At 64.2% G+C, this 14,663-nt stretch carries 15 protein-coding genes; 4 read left to right on the top strand and 11 right to left on the bottom strand.

Annotated features, from left to right (window positions below):
• Positions 1–76 precede the first annotated feature (76 nt).
• Positions 77–634, bottom strand: a complete 558-nt coding sequence (gene orn / locus WCD84_RS02480; RefSeq protein ID WP_343253978.1) for an oligoribonuclease — start codon at positions 632–634, stop codon at positions 77–79.
• Positions 635–722: 88 nt separating this feature from the next.
• On the bottom strand, positions 723–1,220 hold the full coding sequence (gene tadA / locus WCD84_RS02475; protein ID WP_343280304.1) for a tRNA adenosine(34) deaminase TadA: 498 nt from the start codon (positions 1,218–1,220) through the stop codon (positions 723–725).
• A 73-nt stretch (positions 1,221–1,293) separates the two neighbouring features.
• Here tadA and pdxK point away from each other — a divergent pair, with 73 nt between their 5' ends.
• A complete protein-coding gene (gene pdxK / locus WCD84_RS02470) occupies positions 1,294–2,175 on the top strand; it encodes a pyridoxine/pyridoxal/pyridoxamine kinase (RefSeq protein ID WP_343253980.1) in 882 nt (293 codons plus the stop codon).
• Positions 2,176–2,196: 21 nt separating this feature from the next.
• Here pdxK and WCD84_RS02465 read toward each other — a convergent pair whose 3' ends face one another.
• The 4 genes from WCD84_RS02465 to WCD84_RS02450 form a co-directional block, all read right to left on the bottom strand.
• Positions 2,197–2,997: an ABC transporter permease subunit gene (locus WCD84_RS02465; RefSeq protein ID WP_343280303.1), complete on the bottom strand. Its 801-nt coding sequence runs from the start codon at positions 2,995–2,997 to the stop codon at positions 2,197–2,199.
• Positions 2,994–3,851 carry an ABC transporter permease subunit gene (locus WCD84_RS02460; RefSeq protein WP_343280397.1) on the bottom strand — a complete coding sequence of 286 codons (858 nt, stop codon included), beginning with the start codon at positions 3,849–3,851 and terminating at the stop codon, positions 2,994–2,996. The genes WCD84_RS02465 and WCD84_RS02460 overlap by 4 nt, the downstream gene beginning before the upstream one ends.
• A gap of 128 nt (positions 3,852–3,979) precedes the next feature.
• Positions 3,980–5,137 carry an ABC transporter ATP-binding protein gene (locus WCD84_RS02455; protein ID WP_343280302.1) on the bottom strand — a complete coding sequence of 386 codons (1,158 nt, stop codon included), beginning with the start codon at positions 5,135–5,137 and terminating at the stop codon, positions 3,980–3,982.
• A gap of 3 nt (positions 5,138–5,140) precedes the next feature.
• Positions 5,141–6,286, bottom strand: a complete 1,146-nt coding sequence (locus WCD84_RS02450; protein WP_343280301.1) for a polyamine ABC transporter substrate-binding protein — start codon at positions 6,284–6,286, stop codon at positions 5,141–5,143.
• A gap of 140 nt (positions 6,287–6,426) precedes the next feature.
• Between WCD84_RS02450 and WCD84_RS02445 the strand changes: the two genes are divergently transcribed.
• The 3 genes from WCD84_RS02445 (at position 6,427) to WCD84_RS02435 (ending at position 8,703) form a co-directional block, all read left to right on the top strand.
• Entirely contained in the window at positions 6,427–7,170 is a 744-nt protein-coding gene (locus WCD84_RS02445) for a TorF family putative porin (protein WP_343280300.1), read from the top strand.
• A 328-nt stretch (positions 7,171–7,498) separates the two neighbouring features.
• Entirely contained in the window at positions 7,499–8,314 is an 816-nt protein-coding gene (gene sul2 / locus WCD84_RS02440; RefSeq protein ID WP_001043260.1) for a sulfonamide-resistant dihydropteroate synthase Sul2, read from the top strand.
• 86 nt (positions 8,315–8,400) lie between these two features.
• Complete coding sequence (locus tag WCD84_RS02435) at positions 8,401–8,703, top strand: phosphoglucosamine mutase (RefSeq protein ID WP_000251875.1); 303 nt, start codon at positions 8,401–8,403, stop codon at positions 8,701–8,703.
• A 175-nt stretch (positions 8,704–8,878) separates the two neighbouring features.
• Here WCD84_RS02435 and WCD84_RS02430 read toward each other — a convergent pair whose 3' ends face one another.
• The 5 genes from WCD84_RS02430 to WCD84_RS02410 all read right to left on the bottom strand — a co-directional run bounded on the left by WCD84_RS02430 (position 8,879) and on the right by WCD84_RS02410 (position 14,656).
• A complete protein-coding gene (locus WCD84_RS02430; protein ID WP_001120888.1) occupies positions 8,879–10,372 on the bottom strand; it encodes an IS91-like element ISCR2 family transposase in 1,494 nt (497 codons plus the stop codon).
• Positions 10,373–10,483: 111 nt separating this feature from the next.
• Positions 10,484–10,762, bottom strand: coding sequence for a LysR family transcriptional regulator (locus WCD84_RS02425; RefSeq protein WP_001100557.1), 279 nt, complete (start codon positions 10,760–10,762; stop codon positions 10,484–10,486).
• A 54-nt stretch (positions 10,763–10,816) separates the two neighbouring features.
• Positions 10,817–12,031, bottom strand: a complete 1,215-nt coding sequence (floR, locus tag WCD84_RS02420) for a chloramphenicol/florfenicol efflux MFS transporter FloR (RefSeq protein ID WP_000214122.1) — start codon at positions 12,029–12,031, stop codon at positions 10,817–10,819.
• A 216-nt stretch (positions 12,032–12,247) separates the two neighbouring features.
• Positions 12,248–13,132, bottom strand: a complete 885-nt coding sequence (locus tag WCD84_RS02415) for a DUF3363 domain-containing protein (RefSeq protein ID WP_001447541.1) — start codon at positions 13,130–13,132, stop codon at positions 12,248–12,250.
• Between the two features lie 30 nt (positions 13,133–13,162).
• Complete coding sequence (locus tag WCD84_RS02410) at positions 13,163–14,656, bottom strand: IS91-like element ISCR2 family transposase (protein ID WP_001120888.1); 1,494 nt, start codon at positions 14,654–14,656, stop codon at positions 13,163–13,165.
• Positions 14,657–14,663: the final 7 nt, after the last annotated feature.

Raw genomic sequence — 14,663 nt, 5'->3', positions numbered from 1 at the left:
CGAGTGACGCGAATCCGTGGCACGCGTGCTATGCCGGGTCGCAGCTATAGCTGCTCCTACAATGAGGAGCACAAGGTTATTTGTGCGGGGCGAAGGTGCCCATGGCGCCGCGGTAGTGGCGGAGCTCGGCGATCGAGTCGTGGACGTCGCTCAGCGCGGTGTGTGCGGCCTGCTTGCGGATGCCGGCCAGCACGTCGGGCGCCCAGCGGCGCGCCAGCTCCTTGACGGTGCTGACGTCGAGGTTGCGGTAGTGGAAGAAGCGCTCGAGCTGCGGCATGCGGCGGTGCAGGAAGCGGCGGTCCTGGCAGATGGAGTTGCCGCAGATCGGCGACTCGTTGGGCTTCAGCCAGCGGCCAAGGAACTCCAGCGTGCGCGCCTCGGCTTCGGCCATCGGCACGCCCTCCTCCAGCACCCGCCGCCACAGCCCGGACTTGCCGTGCTGGTTGCGGTTCCAGTCGTCCATCGCCTCGAGCCGCGCCAGCGGATGCGCGATGGCAAGCTCGGGGCCTTCGGCCAGTATGTTGAGGTCGGCGTCGGTCACCACCGTGGCGATCTCCAGGATGGAGTCGTGGTCGGTGTCCAGGCCGGTCATTTCAAGGTCGATCCACGCCAGGCGGTTGCTGCTTTCGCTCACGTCGTTCCTTTGTCGGGTGTCGGTTCGCGGCGGGCATGCGGGGCCCGGCGCGGCAATCCCACATCATAACGTGGCGCCTGCAGCTGTCTCAGCCCGCGGCGCGCCCGCGCTTGCGCCGGAAGTAGTCGCGCAGCCGGGTTCCGGCCTCCACGTCAAGCACGCCGCCGCTCACCTCGACGCGGTGGTTGTGGCGCGCATCGGCCAGCAGGTCGAAGACGCTGCCGGCGGCGCCGGTCTTGGGATCGGCGGCCCCGTAGACCACGCGTGCGATGCGGGCGTGGACCATCGCCATCGCGCACATCGCGCAGGGCTCCAGCGTCACGTACAGCGTGCAGCCGATGAGCCGGTGGTTGCCCAGCGCCTGGCCGGCCTTGCGCATGGCCACGATTTCGGCGTGCGCGCTGGGGTCGTGCTCGCCGATGTTCCGGTTCCAGCCTTCGGCCACGACCTCGCCCTCCGGCCCCACCAGCACCGCGCCCACCGGGATCTCGTCGAACTCGCGCTCGGCGCGGTCGGCCAGCGCCAGTGCATGGCGCATCCAGGCCTGGTCGCGTTCGTCGGGGCTGCTGGCGTCATCCGGGTGCATCCCGCGCATTCTAGATGGCCCGGACCTGACCGGCATCAGCGGCACCCGCAGCCGCGGGGCCTAGAATCAGCGGATGGACACAGGCAACGCACCCGCGCCGTCCGGGCATGGCGGACAGGCACCACTGCGGCCGATGCAGGTCGACGTCGTCTCGGTGCAGTCGCAGGTCGTCTATGGCCAGGTCGGCAACACCATCGCGGTGCCGACGCTGCAGGCGCTGGGCCTGCGCGTGGCCGCCGTGCCGACGGTGGTGCTGAGCAATACACCGCACCATCCGACGATCCATGGCGGCGCGATCCCGCTGGAGTGGTTCGAAGGCTACTTGGCGGACCTGCACGCGCGCGACTCGCTGCGGCGCCTGAAAGCCGTGGTCGTGGGTTACCTCGGCGGTCCCGCCCAGGCCAGGGCGCTTGCACGCTGGATCGAGGCCCTGGTGCACGAGCGCCCGGGCATCCAGCTCTTCATCGATCCGGTGATCGGCGATGAAGACGTCGGCGTGTACGTCGATCCGGGCATGGTCGAGGCCTATCGCACCCATCTCCTGCCGCTGGCCGACGGCCTGGTGCCCAACGGCTTCGAGCTCGGGCTCCTGGCCGGTCGGCCGGTGGCAAGCGTCGACGAGGTCGTGGATGCGGCGCGCGCCCTGCTCGGCGGACGAACCCGCTGCGTGGTCGCCACCAGCGCGGCGCCGGCCAGCTGGCGGGCCGGCACGATGCGGGTGGCCGTGGTGACCCGTGAGTCCGTCGAAGTCATCGAGCACCCGCGCCTGGACAGCACGCCCAAGGGAACCGGGGACCTGTTCAGCGCGACCCTCGCCGGACACCGGCTTGCCGGATGCGGCGTTGCCGATGCAGCCAGGCGCGCCTGCGACCGCGTGCTTGAAGTCCTGGCCACCACCCGCGCCGCCGGCAGCGCCGAAATGCTGGTCTTCCCCGACCCGGCGCCGGAGGCCTGATCCACGCGCGTGCGGTGCGGATCAGCCCGCGCCCTGCCTGCGATGCATCAACACCCCTGCGACGCTCACGCCCGCCGCGACCAGCACCACGATGATCGTGGCCAGCGCGTTGATCTCCGGTGTCACGCCGAGCTTGACCTTGGAATAGATCACCATCGGCATGGTGCTTGCACCAGGGCCGGAGGTGAAGCTTGCGATCACCAGGTCGTCCAGCGACAGCGTGAAGGCAAGCAGCCAGCCTGCCAGCAGCGCCGGTGCGATCAGCGGCAGGGTGATCACGAAGAACACCCGCCAGGGCCTCGCGCCCAGGTCCATGGCCGCCTCTTCCAGGCTGTCGTCCATGCCCGCCATGCGCGAGCGCACCACCACGGTGACGTAGCAGGCGGTGAGCGTGATGTGCGCCAGCGTGATCGTGACCATGCCGCGGTCGGGCCAGCCGAAGGCCTGCTGCAGGGTCACGAACAGCAGCAGCGACGACAGCCCCATCATCACGTCGGGCATGACCATCGGCGCCGAGTTCATCAGGCTCAGCAGGCCGCGCCCCGGGAAACGGCCGAAGCGCGACAGCGCCAGGCCGCAGGCGGTGCCCAGGAACACGGCGGCGGTCGCGGTGATCCCGGCGATCAGGAAGCTGCGCTGCACCGCATCCAGCAGCTGGTCGTTGGCCAGCAGCGCGCTGTACCAGCGGGTCGAGAAGCCGCCCCACACCGTCGCCACGCGCGAGGCATTGAACGAGTACGCCACCACCGAGAGGATCGGGATGTACAGGAAGGCATAGCCCAGCACCATGGCGGTGTAGAGCAGGAAGGGATTGCGCTTCATGCCTCCGCCTCGCGTTCGCTGCGCCGGTTCTCGAAGTATTCGAACAGCAGCGTCGGCAGCACGATCATCACCAGCATGGCGATGGTCACCGCGGCCGCCAGCGGCCAGTCGCGGTTGGTGAAGAACTCGATCCACAGCACCCGGCCGATGGTCAGCGCGTCGGGGCCGCCGAGGATGTCGGGGATCACGAACTCGCCGACCGCGGGGATGAACACCAGCAGCGAGCCGGCGATGATGCCCGGCATCGACAGCGGCAGCGTCACTCGCAGGAACGCGTGCCATGGCTTGGCGCCGAGGTCCTCGGCGGCTTCCAGCAGGGTGAAGTCCAGCCGCATCAGCGTGGCGGTCAGCGGCAGGATCATGAACGGCAGGTAGTTGTAGACGATGCCGATGTAGACCGCGATGTCGGTGTGCAGCAGCGCGAAGTCCGGGCCGGCCAGCCCGACCGCCATCAGCGCCTGGGCCAGCAGTCCATTGGCCTTCAGGATGCCGATCAGCGCATAGGTGCGCAGCAGCGAGCTGGTCCAGAACGGCAGGATCACCAGCACCAGCAGCAGCAGGCGCTTCGCCGGCGTGGCGCGTGCGATGCCATAGGCGATCGGATAGCCCAGCAGCAGGCAGAACACGGTGGACACCGACGCGAACAGCAGCGATTTGAGATAGGCCGACACGTACAGCGGGTCGGACAGCAGCATCGCGTAGTTGGAGACGTGCAGGCGCAACGAGGCCGCGCCGTCGGCCGCGGTCTCGACCAGGGCCGTGTACGGCGGTGCCTGCCCGAACACCGCCTGCGCGAAGCTGATCTTGAGCACGATCAGGAACGGCACCAGGAAGAAGAGCCCCAGCCACAGCATCGGCAGCGCGGTGACCAGGAAGCGGCCGCGGCGGGTGCGGAATTCGTGGCCGACCGCGCGGAACCAGCCGAACAGGTTGCGCACCACGTCGAACCAGAAGTCCCACAGCCCCGCGTTGCGGACCTGGTTCATGCCGTCAGCACCACTGAGCTGGCCGCTTCCCAGCTGAGCCACAGGGTGTCGTCCCAGTCGTAGTGCGGCTCGGAGCTGCGGGCGACGTGCGTCTCCTGCACGCGCACGATGGCGCCGGCCTCCGTCTCGACCTGGTAGATCGAGACATCGCCCAGGTAGGCGATGTCGCGGACCTTGCCGACCACCACGTTCTCGGTGGCCACGCTGCCGCGCGGCGGCGGCGCCTCGTGCACGTCGATCTTCTCCGGGCGCACGGCCACGCTGACCGCGGTGCCTTCGGGCAGCGGGTCGCTGTGGCGCGCAAGCAGTTCGGCGTCGAGCGCATCGCACTGGACCCGCACCTGGCCCGTGGCCTCGTCGCTGCCCAGCACGCGGCCCTCGAAGATGTTGATGCCGCCGATGAACTCGGCCACGAAGCGCGTGGCCGGATACTCGTACAGCACCGCCGGCGTGGACACCTGGACGATGCGTCCGGTGTCCATCACCGCGATGCGCGACGACATCGTCATCGCCTCCTCCTGGTCGTGGGTGACCATGATGAAGGTGGTGCCGACGCGCTCCTGGATGTTCACCAGTTCGAACTGGGTGTGCTCGCGCAGGCGCCGGTCGAGCGCGCCCAGCGGTTCGTCCAGGAGCAGCAGCTTGGGCTGCTTGGCCAGCGCGCGGGCGAGCGCGACGCGTTGGCGCTGGCCGCCCGACAGCTGGTGCGGCTTGCGGTTGGCCAGCTGCGGCATGCGCACCAGCTCCAGCATCGCCTGCACGCGCTCGCGGATCTCGCTAGCGGGTAGCCGGTCCTGGCGCAGGCCGAAGGCGATGTTCTGCGCCACGCTCATGTGCGGGAACAGCGCGTAGCTCTGGAACATCATGTTGACCGGCCGCTGGTAGGGCGGCAGGTCGGTCACGTCCACGCCGTCGATCAGGATGCGCCCCTGGTCGGGTGCCTCCAGACCGGCCAGGATCCGCAGCAGGGTGCTCTTGCCGGAGCCGGAGCCGCCCAGCAGCGCGAAGAACTCGCCGCGGTAGATGTCCAGGGTGACGTCGTCGCAGGCATAGACCTTGCCGAAGGTCCGCGTGACCCCCTCGATGCGCACGAAGGGCTGTGCCGCCGGGTCACGCCAGGGTTCGGACGCCAGGCTCCGCACGGGGACCGGCATCGCCTAGCGGCCGCTCTTGATGCCGGTCCAGGCGCGCACGCGCTGGCGCTGCACGTCTTCCGGAAGCGACGTCGGGTCGACCAGCTTGGCGCGCACGTCGTCCGGCGGATACACGCCCGTGTCGCCGGCAATCTCCGGGTCGATCAGCGCCGTGGCCGCCTGGTTGGCGTTGGCGTAGGCAACGTGGTCGGTGATCGCGGCAATCACCTCGGGCTCCATCAGGTAGTTGACGAAGGCGTGGGCGTTGCCCGGGTGGCGCGCATCGGTGGGGATCGCGACCAGGTCGGTCCAGCGGATCGCGCCCTCCTTCGGGATCACGTAGCGGATGTCGGGGACGGGCTTTCCGGTCGCTTCCGCGGCCTCGGCCGCGACGTCGCGGGCCTGGCCGATGTCACCCGAATAGCCCATCACAAGGCAGGCGTCGCCGTTGGCCAGGGCGTCCTTGTATTCGGCATTGTTGAAGGTGCGGATGTGCGGCCGGATCGCGGCATAGACCTGCCTGACCGCGTCGATCTCGTCGGCGGCGCCCGCGTTCGGGTCGCGGCCCAGCCACAGCAGCGCCGCGCCGAAGGTCTCCTGGTCGTCGTCGAGGACGTGGATGCCGCAGGACGCCAGCTTCGCCGCGTTGGCGGGGTCGAACAACAGGCTCCAGGAGTCCAGCGGCGCGCCGTCGCCCAGGGCGGCCCGGACCTTGTCCACGTTCACGCCCAGGCCGGTGGTGCCCCACATATAGGGCACCGCGTGGGCGTTGCCCGGATCGATATCGGACAGGCCGTCCATGATCGCGGTGTCCAGGTGCTGCAGGTTGGGCAGCTTCGACTTGTCCAGCTCCGCGTACAGGCCGGCGCGGATCTGGCGCTGTGCGAAGGGGCGCGCGGACGGGAACACCACGTCGTAGCCGGAGCCGCCGGCGGTGAGCTTGGTCTCCAGCGTTTCATTGTCGGCGTAGACGTCGTAATTGACCTTGATGCCGGTGGCCGCCTCGAAGTTGGCGATGGTGTCGTCGGCGACATAGTCCGACCAGTTGTAGACGTTGAGCACCTTTTCCTCGGCACCCGCCGGCGCGTTGCCGCCGGCATCGCCGGTCTGGCTGCCACCGCAGGCGGCAAGGATCAGTGCACAGGCGAGCGGTGCGAGGCGCAGGGACACGGCGGTTCTCCGGAACGGTGTGGAAGCAGAGCATTGTTCGTAGCGCGTCCGGACGGTGTCAACGGGATTGACCCGCATCAGGCTCGCAATGCGGTATCTTCCCGCGCCTTGCCCGCGAACAGGCCCCGGAGATGGAAGAAATGCGCAAGTTCCCGCTGTGCGCCGCGCTCGCGGCCGCCCTCGCCTGCACCCTGCCCGCCCAGGCGCAGGAGGCTGAAAGCGCCGCCGAGGGCGCCTGGTCGTTCGGCGGCGAGGTGGTCGCGGCCAGCGACTATGTCTGGCGGGGCGTCTCCCAGACCATGGAAGACCCGGCGCTGCAGCTTGAGGGCTATGTCGAGCACCAGAGCGGCTTCTACGCGGGCGCGTTCGCCTCCAACGTCGACTTCGGCGACAGCGACGACGGCATCGACCATGAGGTCAACGCCTACATCGGCTGGGCCGGCGAACTCGGCGGCGGCGCCGATCTCGACGTGTTCCTGTCGCGCGTGGCCTACCCCGGCCACAACGGCGCCGACTACGACATCGACTACACCGAGATCGAGGCGACGCTGGGCTTCGCGGAGAACTACCGCGTCGGCGTGGCGTACTCGCCGGACATCTTCAACCTCGGCGGCAGGGGCTGGTACTACTACGCAGGCGCCGCGTTCCCGCTCGGTGACAGCGGCTTCGCCCTGGGCGCGCAGGCCGGCCATTACGACCTGGACGACGCCGCCGGCGACAGCTACAGCGACTGGCTGGTGTCGCTCGATCGCGACTTCGGGCCGATCAACGCCAGGCTGCAGTACACCGACACCGCCGGCTACAGCGAGCTGCTGGCGGAGTCCGTGGGCGACTCGCGCCTGGCCGACGGCCGCGCGGCGCTGCTGCTGACCTGGGCGTTCTGAACGAGGGCGTCCAGAGGCGCCCTACTCCCACTCTATTGTAAACAAGACATTTTTATCTTTTATATTCAATGGCTTATTTTCCTGCTAATTGGTAATACCATGAAAAATACCATGCTCAGAAAAGGCTTAACAATATTTTGAAAAATTGCCTACTGAGCGCTGCCGCACAGCTCCATAGGCCGCTTTCCTGGCTTTGCTTCCAGATGTATGCTCTTCTGCTCCTGCAGCTAATGGATCACCGCAAACAGGTTACTCGCCTGGGGATTCCCTTTCGACCCGAGCATCCGTATGAGACTCATGCTCGATTATTATTATTATAGAAGCCCCCATGAATAAATCGCTCATCATTTTCGGCATCGTCAACATAACCTCGGACAGTTTCTCCGATGGAGGCCGGTATCTGGCGCCAGACGCAGCCATTGCGCAGGCGCGTAAGCTGATGGCCGAGGGGGCAGATGTGATCGACCTCGGTCCGGCATCCAGCAATCCCGACGCCGCGCCTGTTTCGTCCGACACAGAAATCGCGCGTATCGCGCCGGTGCTGGACGCGCTCAAGGCAGATGGCATTCCCGTCTCGCTCGACAGTTATCAACCCGCGACGCAAGCCTATGCCTTGTCGCGTGGTGTGGCCTATCTCAATGATATTCGCGGTTTTCCAGACGCTGCGTTCTATCCGCAATTGGCGAAATCATCTGCCAAACTCGTCGTTATGCATTCGGTGCAAGACGGGCAGGCAGATCGGCGCGAGGCACCCGCTGGCGACATCATGGATCACATTGCGGCGTTCTTTGACGCGCGCATCGCGGCGCTGACGGGTGCCGGTATCAAACGCAACCGCCTTGTCCTTGATCCCGGCATGGGGTTTTTTCTGGGGGCTGCTCCCGAAACCTCGCTCTCGGTGCTGGCGCGGTTCGATGAATTGCGGCTGCGCTTCGATTTGCCGGTGCTTCTGTCTGTTTCGCGCAAATCCTTTCTGCGCGCGCTCACAGGCCGTGGTCCGGGGGATGTCGGGGCCGCGACACTCGCTGCAGAGCTTGCCGCCGCCGCAGGTGGAGCTGACTTCATCCGCACACACGAGCCGCGCCCCTTGCGCGACGGGCTGGCGGTATTGGCGGCGCTGAAAGAAACCGCAAGAATTCGTTAACTGCACATTCGGGATATTTCTCTATATTCGCGGTTCAGCAGGCATGTCCCCTTTGAGGGCGACCCGACGACAGGATAATCGACCTTATGGTGCGCAAATATTTCGGCACAGACGGTATTCGTGGCAAAGCCAACGAAGGCGCGATGACGGCGGAAACCGCCTTGCGCGTCGGCATGGCGGCTGGCCGTGTCTTTCGTCGCGGTGACCACCGCCATCGTGTCGTGATCGGCAAGGATACGCGCCTGTCGGGCTATATGCTTGAACCCGCGCTCACAGCCGGTTTCACCTCGATGGGCATGGACGTATTCCTTTTTGGCCCGCTGCCGACAACGTATAGGAAGAATAAACGCCCTTTTCACCCAAGTCCAACAGCTTTGGACCGCAGTTGACTCTTTCGACACCCCTGCGATGCAACCCAATCCGGCTGACGGGGAGCCAGCAACGCTGAAAATTTACCCTCCTCTTTCCCACTAGCGGCTCCTTTTCCGACAACCAGCACGGCGGATCCCTGCCGCGGCGCTGTGAACGCAGCATTTTGATTGGTATCGTTGGCCTTCAGGCTCGTCAGTCAAACAGACCCAGGAGCAGCTCAGCCGGTGGCGCCCGGCTTTCGGGTAACGCCCTGGTCCCGCTGGTTTCGGCTTTGTGCTTCAGGTGATCAAGGATCTGCTTGATCACTATAGGGTCTTCAATGCAGGCGATGACTTTCATGGCGCCGCCGCAGCCGCTGCAGGTCTCGATGTCGATATTGAAAACACGCTTGAGCCGTTGCGCCCATGTCATCGACGCTCGCCGTTGTGCTGGTGTTGCCGGTTCATCAGCCACCCTGACCTTGTTGCCCCTGCCCCGTTTTGCCGGCGTGACCAACGCCCGGTGCCGACTGTTGGGTGCGAACACCCCGTGGAAGCGGGTTAGGTTGACTCTGGGCTTCGGTACCAGGGCGGCCAGCCTTGCAATGAAATCCAATGGTTCGAAAATGACGTGCGTGGTGCCGTCCCGGTACGGCGTCTTGAGCTGGTAGCGCACGTTGCCGCCTCGTGTTAACGACAGCCGCTTCTCGGATACCGCCGGGCGGCTGATGTACCGGCACAGCCGTTCGAGCTTCTTGCGTTCATCGGCCCTGGCCGCCACGCCGGCGTGCAGGCTGGACCCGGCTACCTTGCCAATCCCGTCACCGAACGGATCACCACTGGTCGGCAGAGTTTGCAAAGTGAACACCTTTCGCCCCGCCTGTGAACCGACAGCGATACGGTAAGTGATCGAGTGCCCCAGCAGGGGTGTCATCGGGTCGTCATCCACCGCATCCGAGGCCAGATAGCTGTTTTCGACATCCCGTTCCAGCAGGCCTTGCCGTTCCAGATAGCGACCCACCCGGTGGGCGATGGTGTGCGTCAGCTGGGTGAGCTCTGGGCTGGTCGGCGCCTTGACCCAGCGGAAACGCGCTGAGCCGTGGGATTGCTCGACATACACACCGTCGAGAAACAGCATGTGGAAGTGAACATTCAGATTGAGCGCCGATCCAAAACGCTGGATCAGGGTGACCGCGCCCGTCTTGGCCACTTGGTGGGTATGGCCCGCTTTCTTGACCAGGTGCGTGGCAATGACGCGGTAAACGATGCCCAGCACCCACCCCATGATCTCGGGCCGGCTGGCAAACAGGAAACGCAGCTGAAACGGGAAGCTCAACACCCACTGACGCATGGGTTGTTCAGGCAGTACTTCATCAACCAGCAAGGCGGCACTTTCGGCCATCCGCCGCGCCCCACAGCTCGGGCAGAAACCGCGACGCTTACAGCTGAAAGCGACCAGGTGCTCGGCGTGGCAAGACTCGCAGCGAACCCGTAGAAAGCCATGCTCCAGCCGCCCGCATTGGAGAAATTCTTCAAATTCCCGTTGCACATAGCCCGGCAATTCCTTTCCCTGCTCTGCCATAAGCGCAGCGAATGCCGGGTAATACTCGTCAACGATCTGATAGAGAAGGGTTTGCTCGGGTCGGTGGCTCTGGTAACGACCAGTATCCCGATCCCGGCTGGCCGTCCTGGCCGCCACATGAGGCATGTTCCGCATCCTTGCAATACTGTGTTTACATACAGTCTATCGCTTAGCGGAAAGTTCTTTTACCCTCAGCCGAAATGCCTGCCGTTGCTAGACATTGCCAGCCAGTGCCCGTCACTCCGCGGTCTTCACTGCGTGATCGAGTTGATCGACACCCGCCGTGACACGCTCCATGAAGTGCCTGCCTGCGTCTGTTAGCCGAACGCCCCGCGCATGGCGCTCAAATAGCAGGACACCAAGGTTATCCTCCAGCGCTTTCACACGCGCGCTGACGCTCGACTGGCTGATACCAAGTGCCTTGGCCGCATGCCGAAAATTCAGATGCTCGGCGACGGCGATGAACTGAACAAGGGAAATGAGCGGTATCCTGCCAGACAGGATACCGACATTCACGAGGTTTCGATGGTTAGTGCGCCGCATCGGAGCGGGCCTGCTACCAGTCGTCGGTTAGACGACTGGCGACTTCTCGGTGGCAGCCCCACGGAGCCGAAGGAGCACCAGCCCCAACGAAACCAGTACCGCCATCGCCGTGGCGTAACAGATCACGGGCCACGCTGTGTCACCGTTTAAAAGTGCCACCGCCAATGTCCCGACAATGCTGACTATCAGGCTTTGAACGCAGAAGTAGAACGCGACCGCTGATCCCGCGATGTCGTCGAACTCTGCCAAAGCGCCGTTCGCGGTAACGGACACCGTGAAGACAATACCGACCGCGACAACCCACATCGGTAGGATGAAGGTGAGGAATGACGGCGAGCCGTAAAGTTCGCCGATCCCCAACAGGACCGCTCCGCAAACAAGCAACGCCATCCCACGCGCCACGCATCCTGCGATGCCCCATCTGGCGACAAAGGACTTCGCGAAACGGGTTGTCACGATCATTACAAGCGCGACAGTGGCGAAGGCAAAGCTGAATCCGATCTCGGAATATTCCGCTTGGCCTATGAGCACACGGGGAGCCGTCGAGAAGAAGACGAAGTAGGTGCCCATACCGGCGCTAAAGCCGACAGTGTAAACCCAAAAAGCCGGACTCGCGAAGATCGGCAAGACAGATCGGCGCGTCTTGACTTGATCCAGAGGGCGGGTTTCGTGCCACCTGAAACCCGCATTTAGGAGTGCGAGCATCGCCAGTATAGCCAAAGTAATGAATATCGCCTGCCATCCCAAGAACTCGCCGATCAATACTCCGGCGATAGGGCCGAGCGCAGGCACGAACGCCAGCATCGAACTGAAAAGGCCGTAGATGACGACACCCTCAGGACGGTTGGCATAAACGTCGCGAACCGTCGCGAACGTCGCCACCAGCATGGCCGACGCGCCCACTGCTTGAAGTAGACGGAAAGCGACAAAGGCCGGTGCAGTTGAAGACCAAGCTGCTCCCAGAGACGCAATGACGAAAGCCGTTGCGCCCGCAAGTAGAATTGGCCGTCGCCCGATTCTGTCTGAGAGCGGACCAAAAATCACCTGGCCCACGCCGAGCATCACCATATAGAGGCTCAACGTGAGTTGGATCATAGCGGGCGTCGTGTTCAGGATGCCGGGCATCGCTGGAACGACAGGGAGATAAATATCCATCGCCAGTGAAGCGAGGATGTCGAAAGGAGCCATCAGCAGCAGTGCTGCCGGCAGCGTATAGGCCCACGCGGGGCGTGTGGTGGTCATGACGAATCAACCCTCGATTAAGGAATACCGGGCGACGTCTGCTCGTCAGCAATCAGATGAGACTAGCCTTACAGAGCGCCGCAACAACAATACTGGTTGTTGCGGCTTACTTGTCTGCTGACTTGGAATTTCCCATCTGATTACTCCACGCTTACGAATATGAATTGCTACATTTTATCCGATTATCTTTTGCTTCGCAATGCGGCATGGGCGCACTCAGCGTTCCAGCCCCCTCTGCCGCCCTAACTGCCACGACACCGACCCGCCCTGCACGATGCCCATAACCTCGCGGCCGAGTTGGCGGTCGATGATCGGCCGCCACGGGACAAGGGTGAACTCATGGGATTTCTCGACCACGGCGAACTTGCCGCTCGATAGATGCACGGTTCCGGTAAACTTGCCGCTGACGCTCTCGCCGTCCGTGGCGGCGCGGAACGGCAGGCCCTTACTCAAAGCCATATCCGATCCGACGCCGGCTACCTCGCGCTCCCGCAGGATGGCGAGAAGGTTGCGCCGGTAGAAGACGCGGCTGTCCCGGCTGCGGGTGGCGTCGCCCTGTTCGATATGGTGCTCGCGGCGCTGGTCCATGGCTTCGCGGACTTGTTGCCCGAAGCCGGTTGGCGCAAGGTCGGCCGTCTCGCCGTGGATCAGCCGCCGGTCCAGCCAGGTCGCGCCGTCCGATCCGATCTGTTTGTTCAGATCGACCGGGGAAAGGACGCGAACGCTGGCCTGACTGTCTCGGCCGGCGTCATGGGCGGCGGCACGGCTGACCAGATCATCGGGGATGCGCCATTGGTCGGCGTCGATCCGCTCGACGATACCGGCCCGGCGTAGCGCCTCCAGCCGGCGCACATGGGCATCGACATAGCCCTCATAGTCGCCGCCTGGAACGCGGCACGTATAGGAAGAATAAACGCCCTTTTCACCCAAGTCCAACAGCTTTGGACCGCAGTTGACTCTTTCGACACCCCTGCGATGCAACCCAATCCGGCTGACGGGGAGCCAGCAACGCTGAAAATTTACCCTCCTCTTTCCCACTAGCGGCTCCTTTTCCGACAACCAGCACGGCGGATCCCTGCCGCGGCGCTGTGAACGCAGCATTTTGATTGGTATCGTTGGCCTTCAGGCTCGTCAGTCAAACAGACCCAGGAGCAGCTCAGCCGGTGGCGCCCGGCTTTCGGGTAACGCCCTGGTCCCGCTGGTTTCGGCTTTGTGCTTCAGGTGATCAAGGATCTGCTTGATCACTATAGGGTCTTCAATGCAGGCGATGACTTTCATGGCGCCGCCGCAGCCGCTGCAGGTCTCGATGTCGATATTGAAAACACGCTTGAGCCGTTGCGCCCATGTCATCGACGCTCGCCGTTGTGCTGGTGTTGCCGGTTCATCAGCCACCCTGACCTTGTTGCCCCTGCCCCGTTTTGCCGGCGTGACCAACGCCCGGTGCCGACTGTTGGGTGCGAACACCCCGTGGAAGCGGGTTAGGTTGACTCTGGGCTTCGGTACCAGGGCGGCCAGCCTTGCAATGAAATCCAATGGTTCGAAAATGACGTGCGTGGTGCCGTCCCGGTACGGCGTCTTGAGCTGGTAGCGCACGTTGCCGCCTCGTGTTAACGACAGCCGCTTCTCGGATACCGCCGGGCGGCTGATGTACCGGCACAGCCGTTCGAGCTTCTTGCGTTCATCGGCCCTGGCCGCCACGCCGGCGTGCAGGCTGGACCCGGCTACCTTGCCAATCCCGTCACCGAACGGATCACCACTGGTCGGCAGAGTTTGCAAAGTGAACACCTTTCGCCCCGCCTGTGAACCGACAGCGATACGGTAAGTGATCGAGTGCCCCAGCAGGGGTGTCATCGGGTCGTCATCCACCGCATCCGAGGCCAGATAGCTGTTTTCGACATCCCGTTCCAGCAGGCCTTGCCGTTCCAGATAGCGACCCACCCGGTGGGCGATGGTGTGCGTCAGCTGGGTGAGCTCTGGGCTGGTCGGCGCCTTGACCCAGCGGAAACGCGCTGAGCCGTGGGATTGCTCGACATACACACCGTCGAGAAACAGCATGTGGAAGTGAACATTCAGATTGAGCGCCGATCCAAAACGCTGGATCAGGGTGACCGCGCCCGTCTTGGCCACTTGGTGGGTATGGCCCGCTTTCTTGACCAGGTGCGTGGCAATGACGCGGTAAACGATGCCCAGCACCCACCCCATGATCTCGGGCCGGCTGGCAAACAGGAAACGCAGCTGAAACGGGAAGCTCAACACCCACTGACGCATGGGTTGTTCAGGCAGTACTTCATCAACCAGCAAGGCGGCACTTTCGGCCATCCGCCGCGCCCCACAGCTCGGGCAGAAACCGCGACGCTTACAGCTGAAAGCGACCAGGTGCTCGGCGTGGCAAGACTCGCAGCGAACCCGTAGAAAGCCATGCTCCAGCCGCCCGCATTGGAGAAATTCTTCAAATTCCCGTTGCACATAGCCCGGCAATTCCTTTCCCTGCTCTGCCATAAGCGCAGCGAATGCCGGGTAATACTCGTCAACGATCTGATAGAGAAGGGTTTGCTCGGGTCGGTGGCTCTGGTAACGACCAGTATCCCGATCCCGGCTGGCCGTCCTGGCCGCCACATGAGGCATGTTCCGC

It is taken from the genome of Luteimonas changyuni (assembly GCF_039548395.1).
Classification (GTDB): Bacteria; Pseudomonadota; Gammaproteobacteria; order Xanthomonadales; family Xanthomonadaceae; genus Luteimonas.
This window is presented reverse-complemented; position numbering and strand designations above follow the sequence as displayed.

Coding starts and splice junctions, on each gene's coding strand:
- sul2 (WP_001043260.1), top strand. CDS start 7,499: ATGAATAAATCGCTCATCATTTTCGGCATCGTCAACATAACCTCGGAC.
- tadA (WP_343280304.1), bottom strand. CDS start 1,220: ATGCACCCGGATGACGCCAGCAGCCCCGACGAACGCGACCAGGCCTGG.
- WCD84_RS02410 (WP_001120888.1), bottom strand. CDS start 14,656: ATGCCTCATGTGGCGGCCAGGACGGCCAGCCGGGATCGGGATACTGGT.
- pdxK (WP_343253980.1), top strand. CDS start 1,294: ATGGACACAGGCAACGCACCCGCGCCGTCCGGGCATGGCGGACAGGCA.
- WCD84_RS02430 (WP_001120888.1), bottom strand. CDS start 10,372: ATGCCTCATGTGGCGGCCAGGACGGCCAGCCGGGATCGGGATACTGGT.
- WCD84_RS02435 (WP_000251875.1), top strand. CDS start 8,401: ATGGTGCGCAAATATTTCGGCACAGACGGTATTCGTGGCAAAGCCAAC.
- floR (WP_000214122.1), bottom strand. CDS start 12,031: ATGACCACCACACGCCCCGCGTGGGCCTATACGCTGCCGGCAGCACTG.
- WCD84_RS02445 (WP_343280300.1), top strand. CDS start 6,427: ATGCGCAAGTTCCCGCTGTGCGCCGCGCTCGCGGCCGCCCTCGCCTGC.
- WCD84_RS02465 (WP_343280303.1), bottom strand. CDS start 2,997: ATGAAGCGCAATCCCTTCCTGCTCTACACCGCCATGGTGCTGGGCTAT.
- WCD84_RS02455 (WP_343280302.1), bottom strand. CDS start 5,137: ATGCCGGTCCCCGTGCGGAGCCTGGCGTCCGAACCCTGGCGTGACCCG.
- WCD84_RS02460 (WP_343280397.1), bottom strand. CDS start 3,851: ATGCTGTGGCTGGGGCTCTTCTTCCTGGTGCCGTTCCTGATCGTGCTC.
- WCD84_RS02415 (WP_001447541.1), bottom strand. CDS start 13,132: ATGCTGCGTTCACAGCGCCGCGGCAGGGATCCGCCGTGCTGGTTGTCG.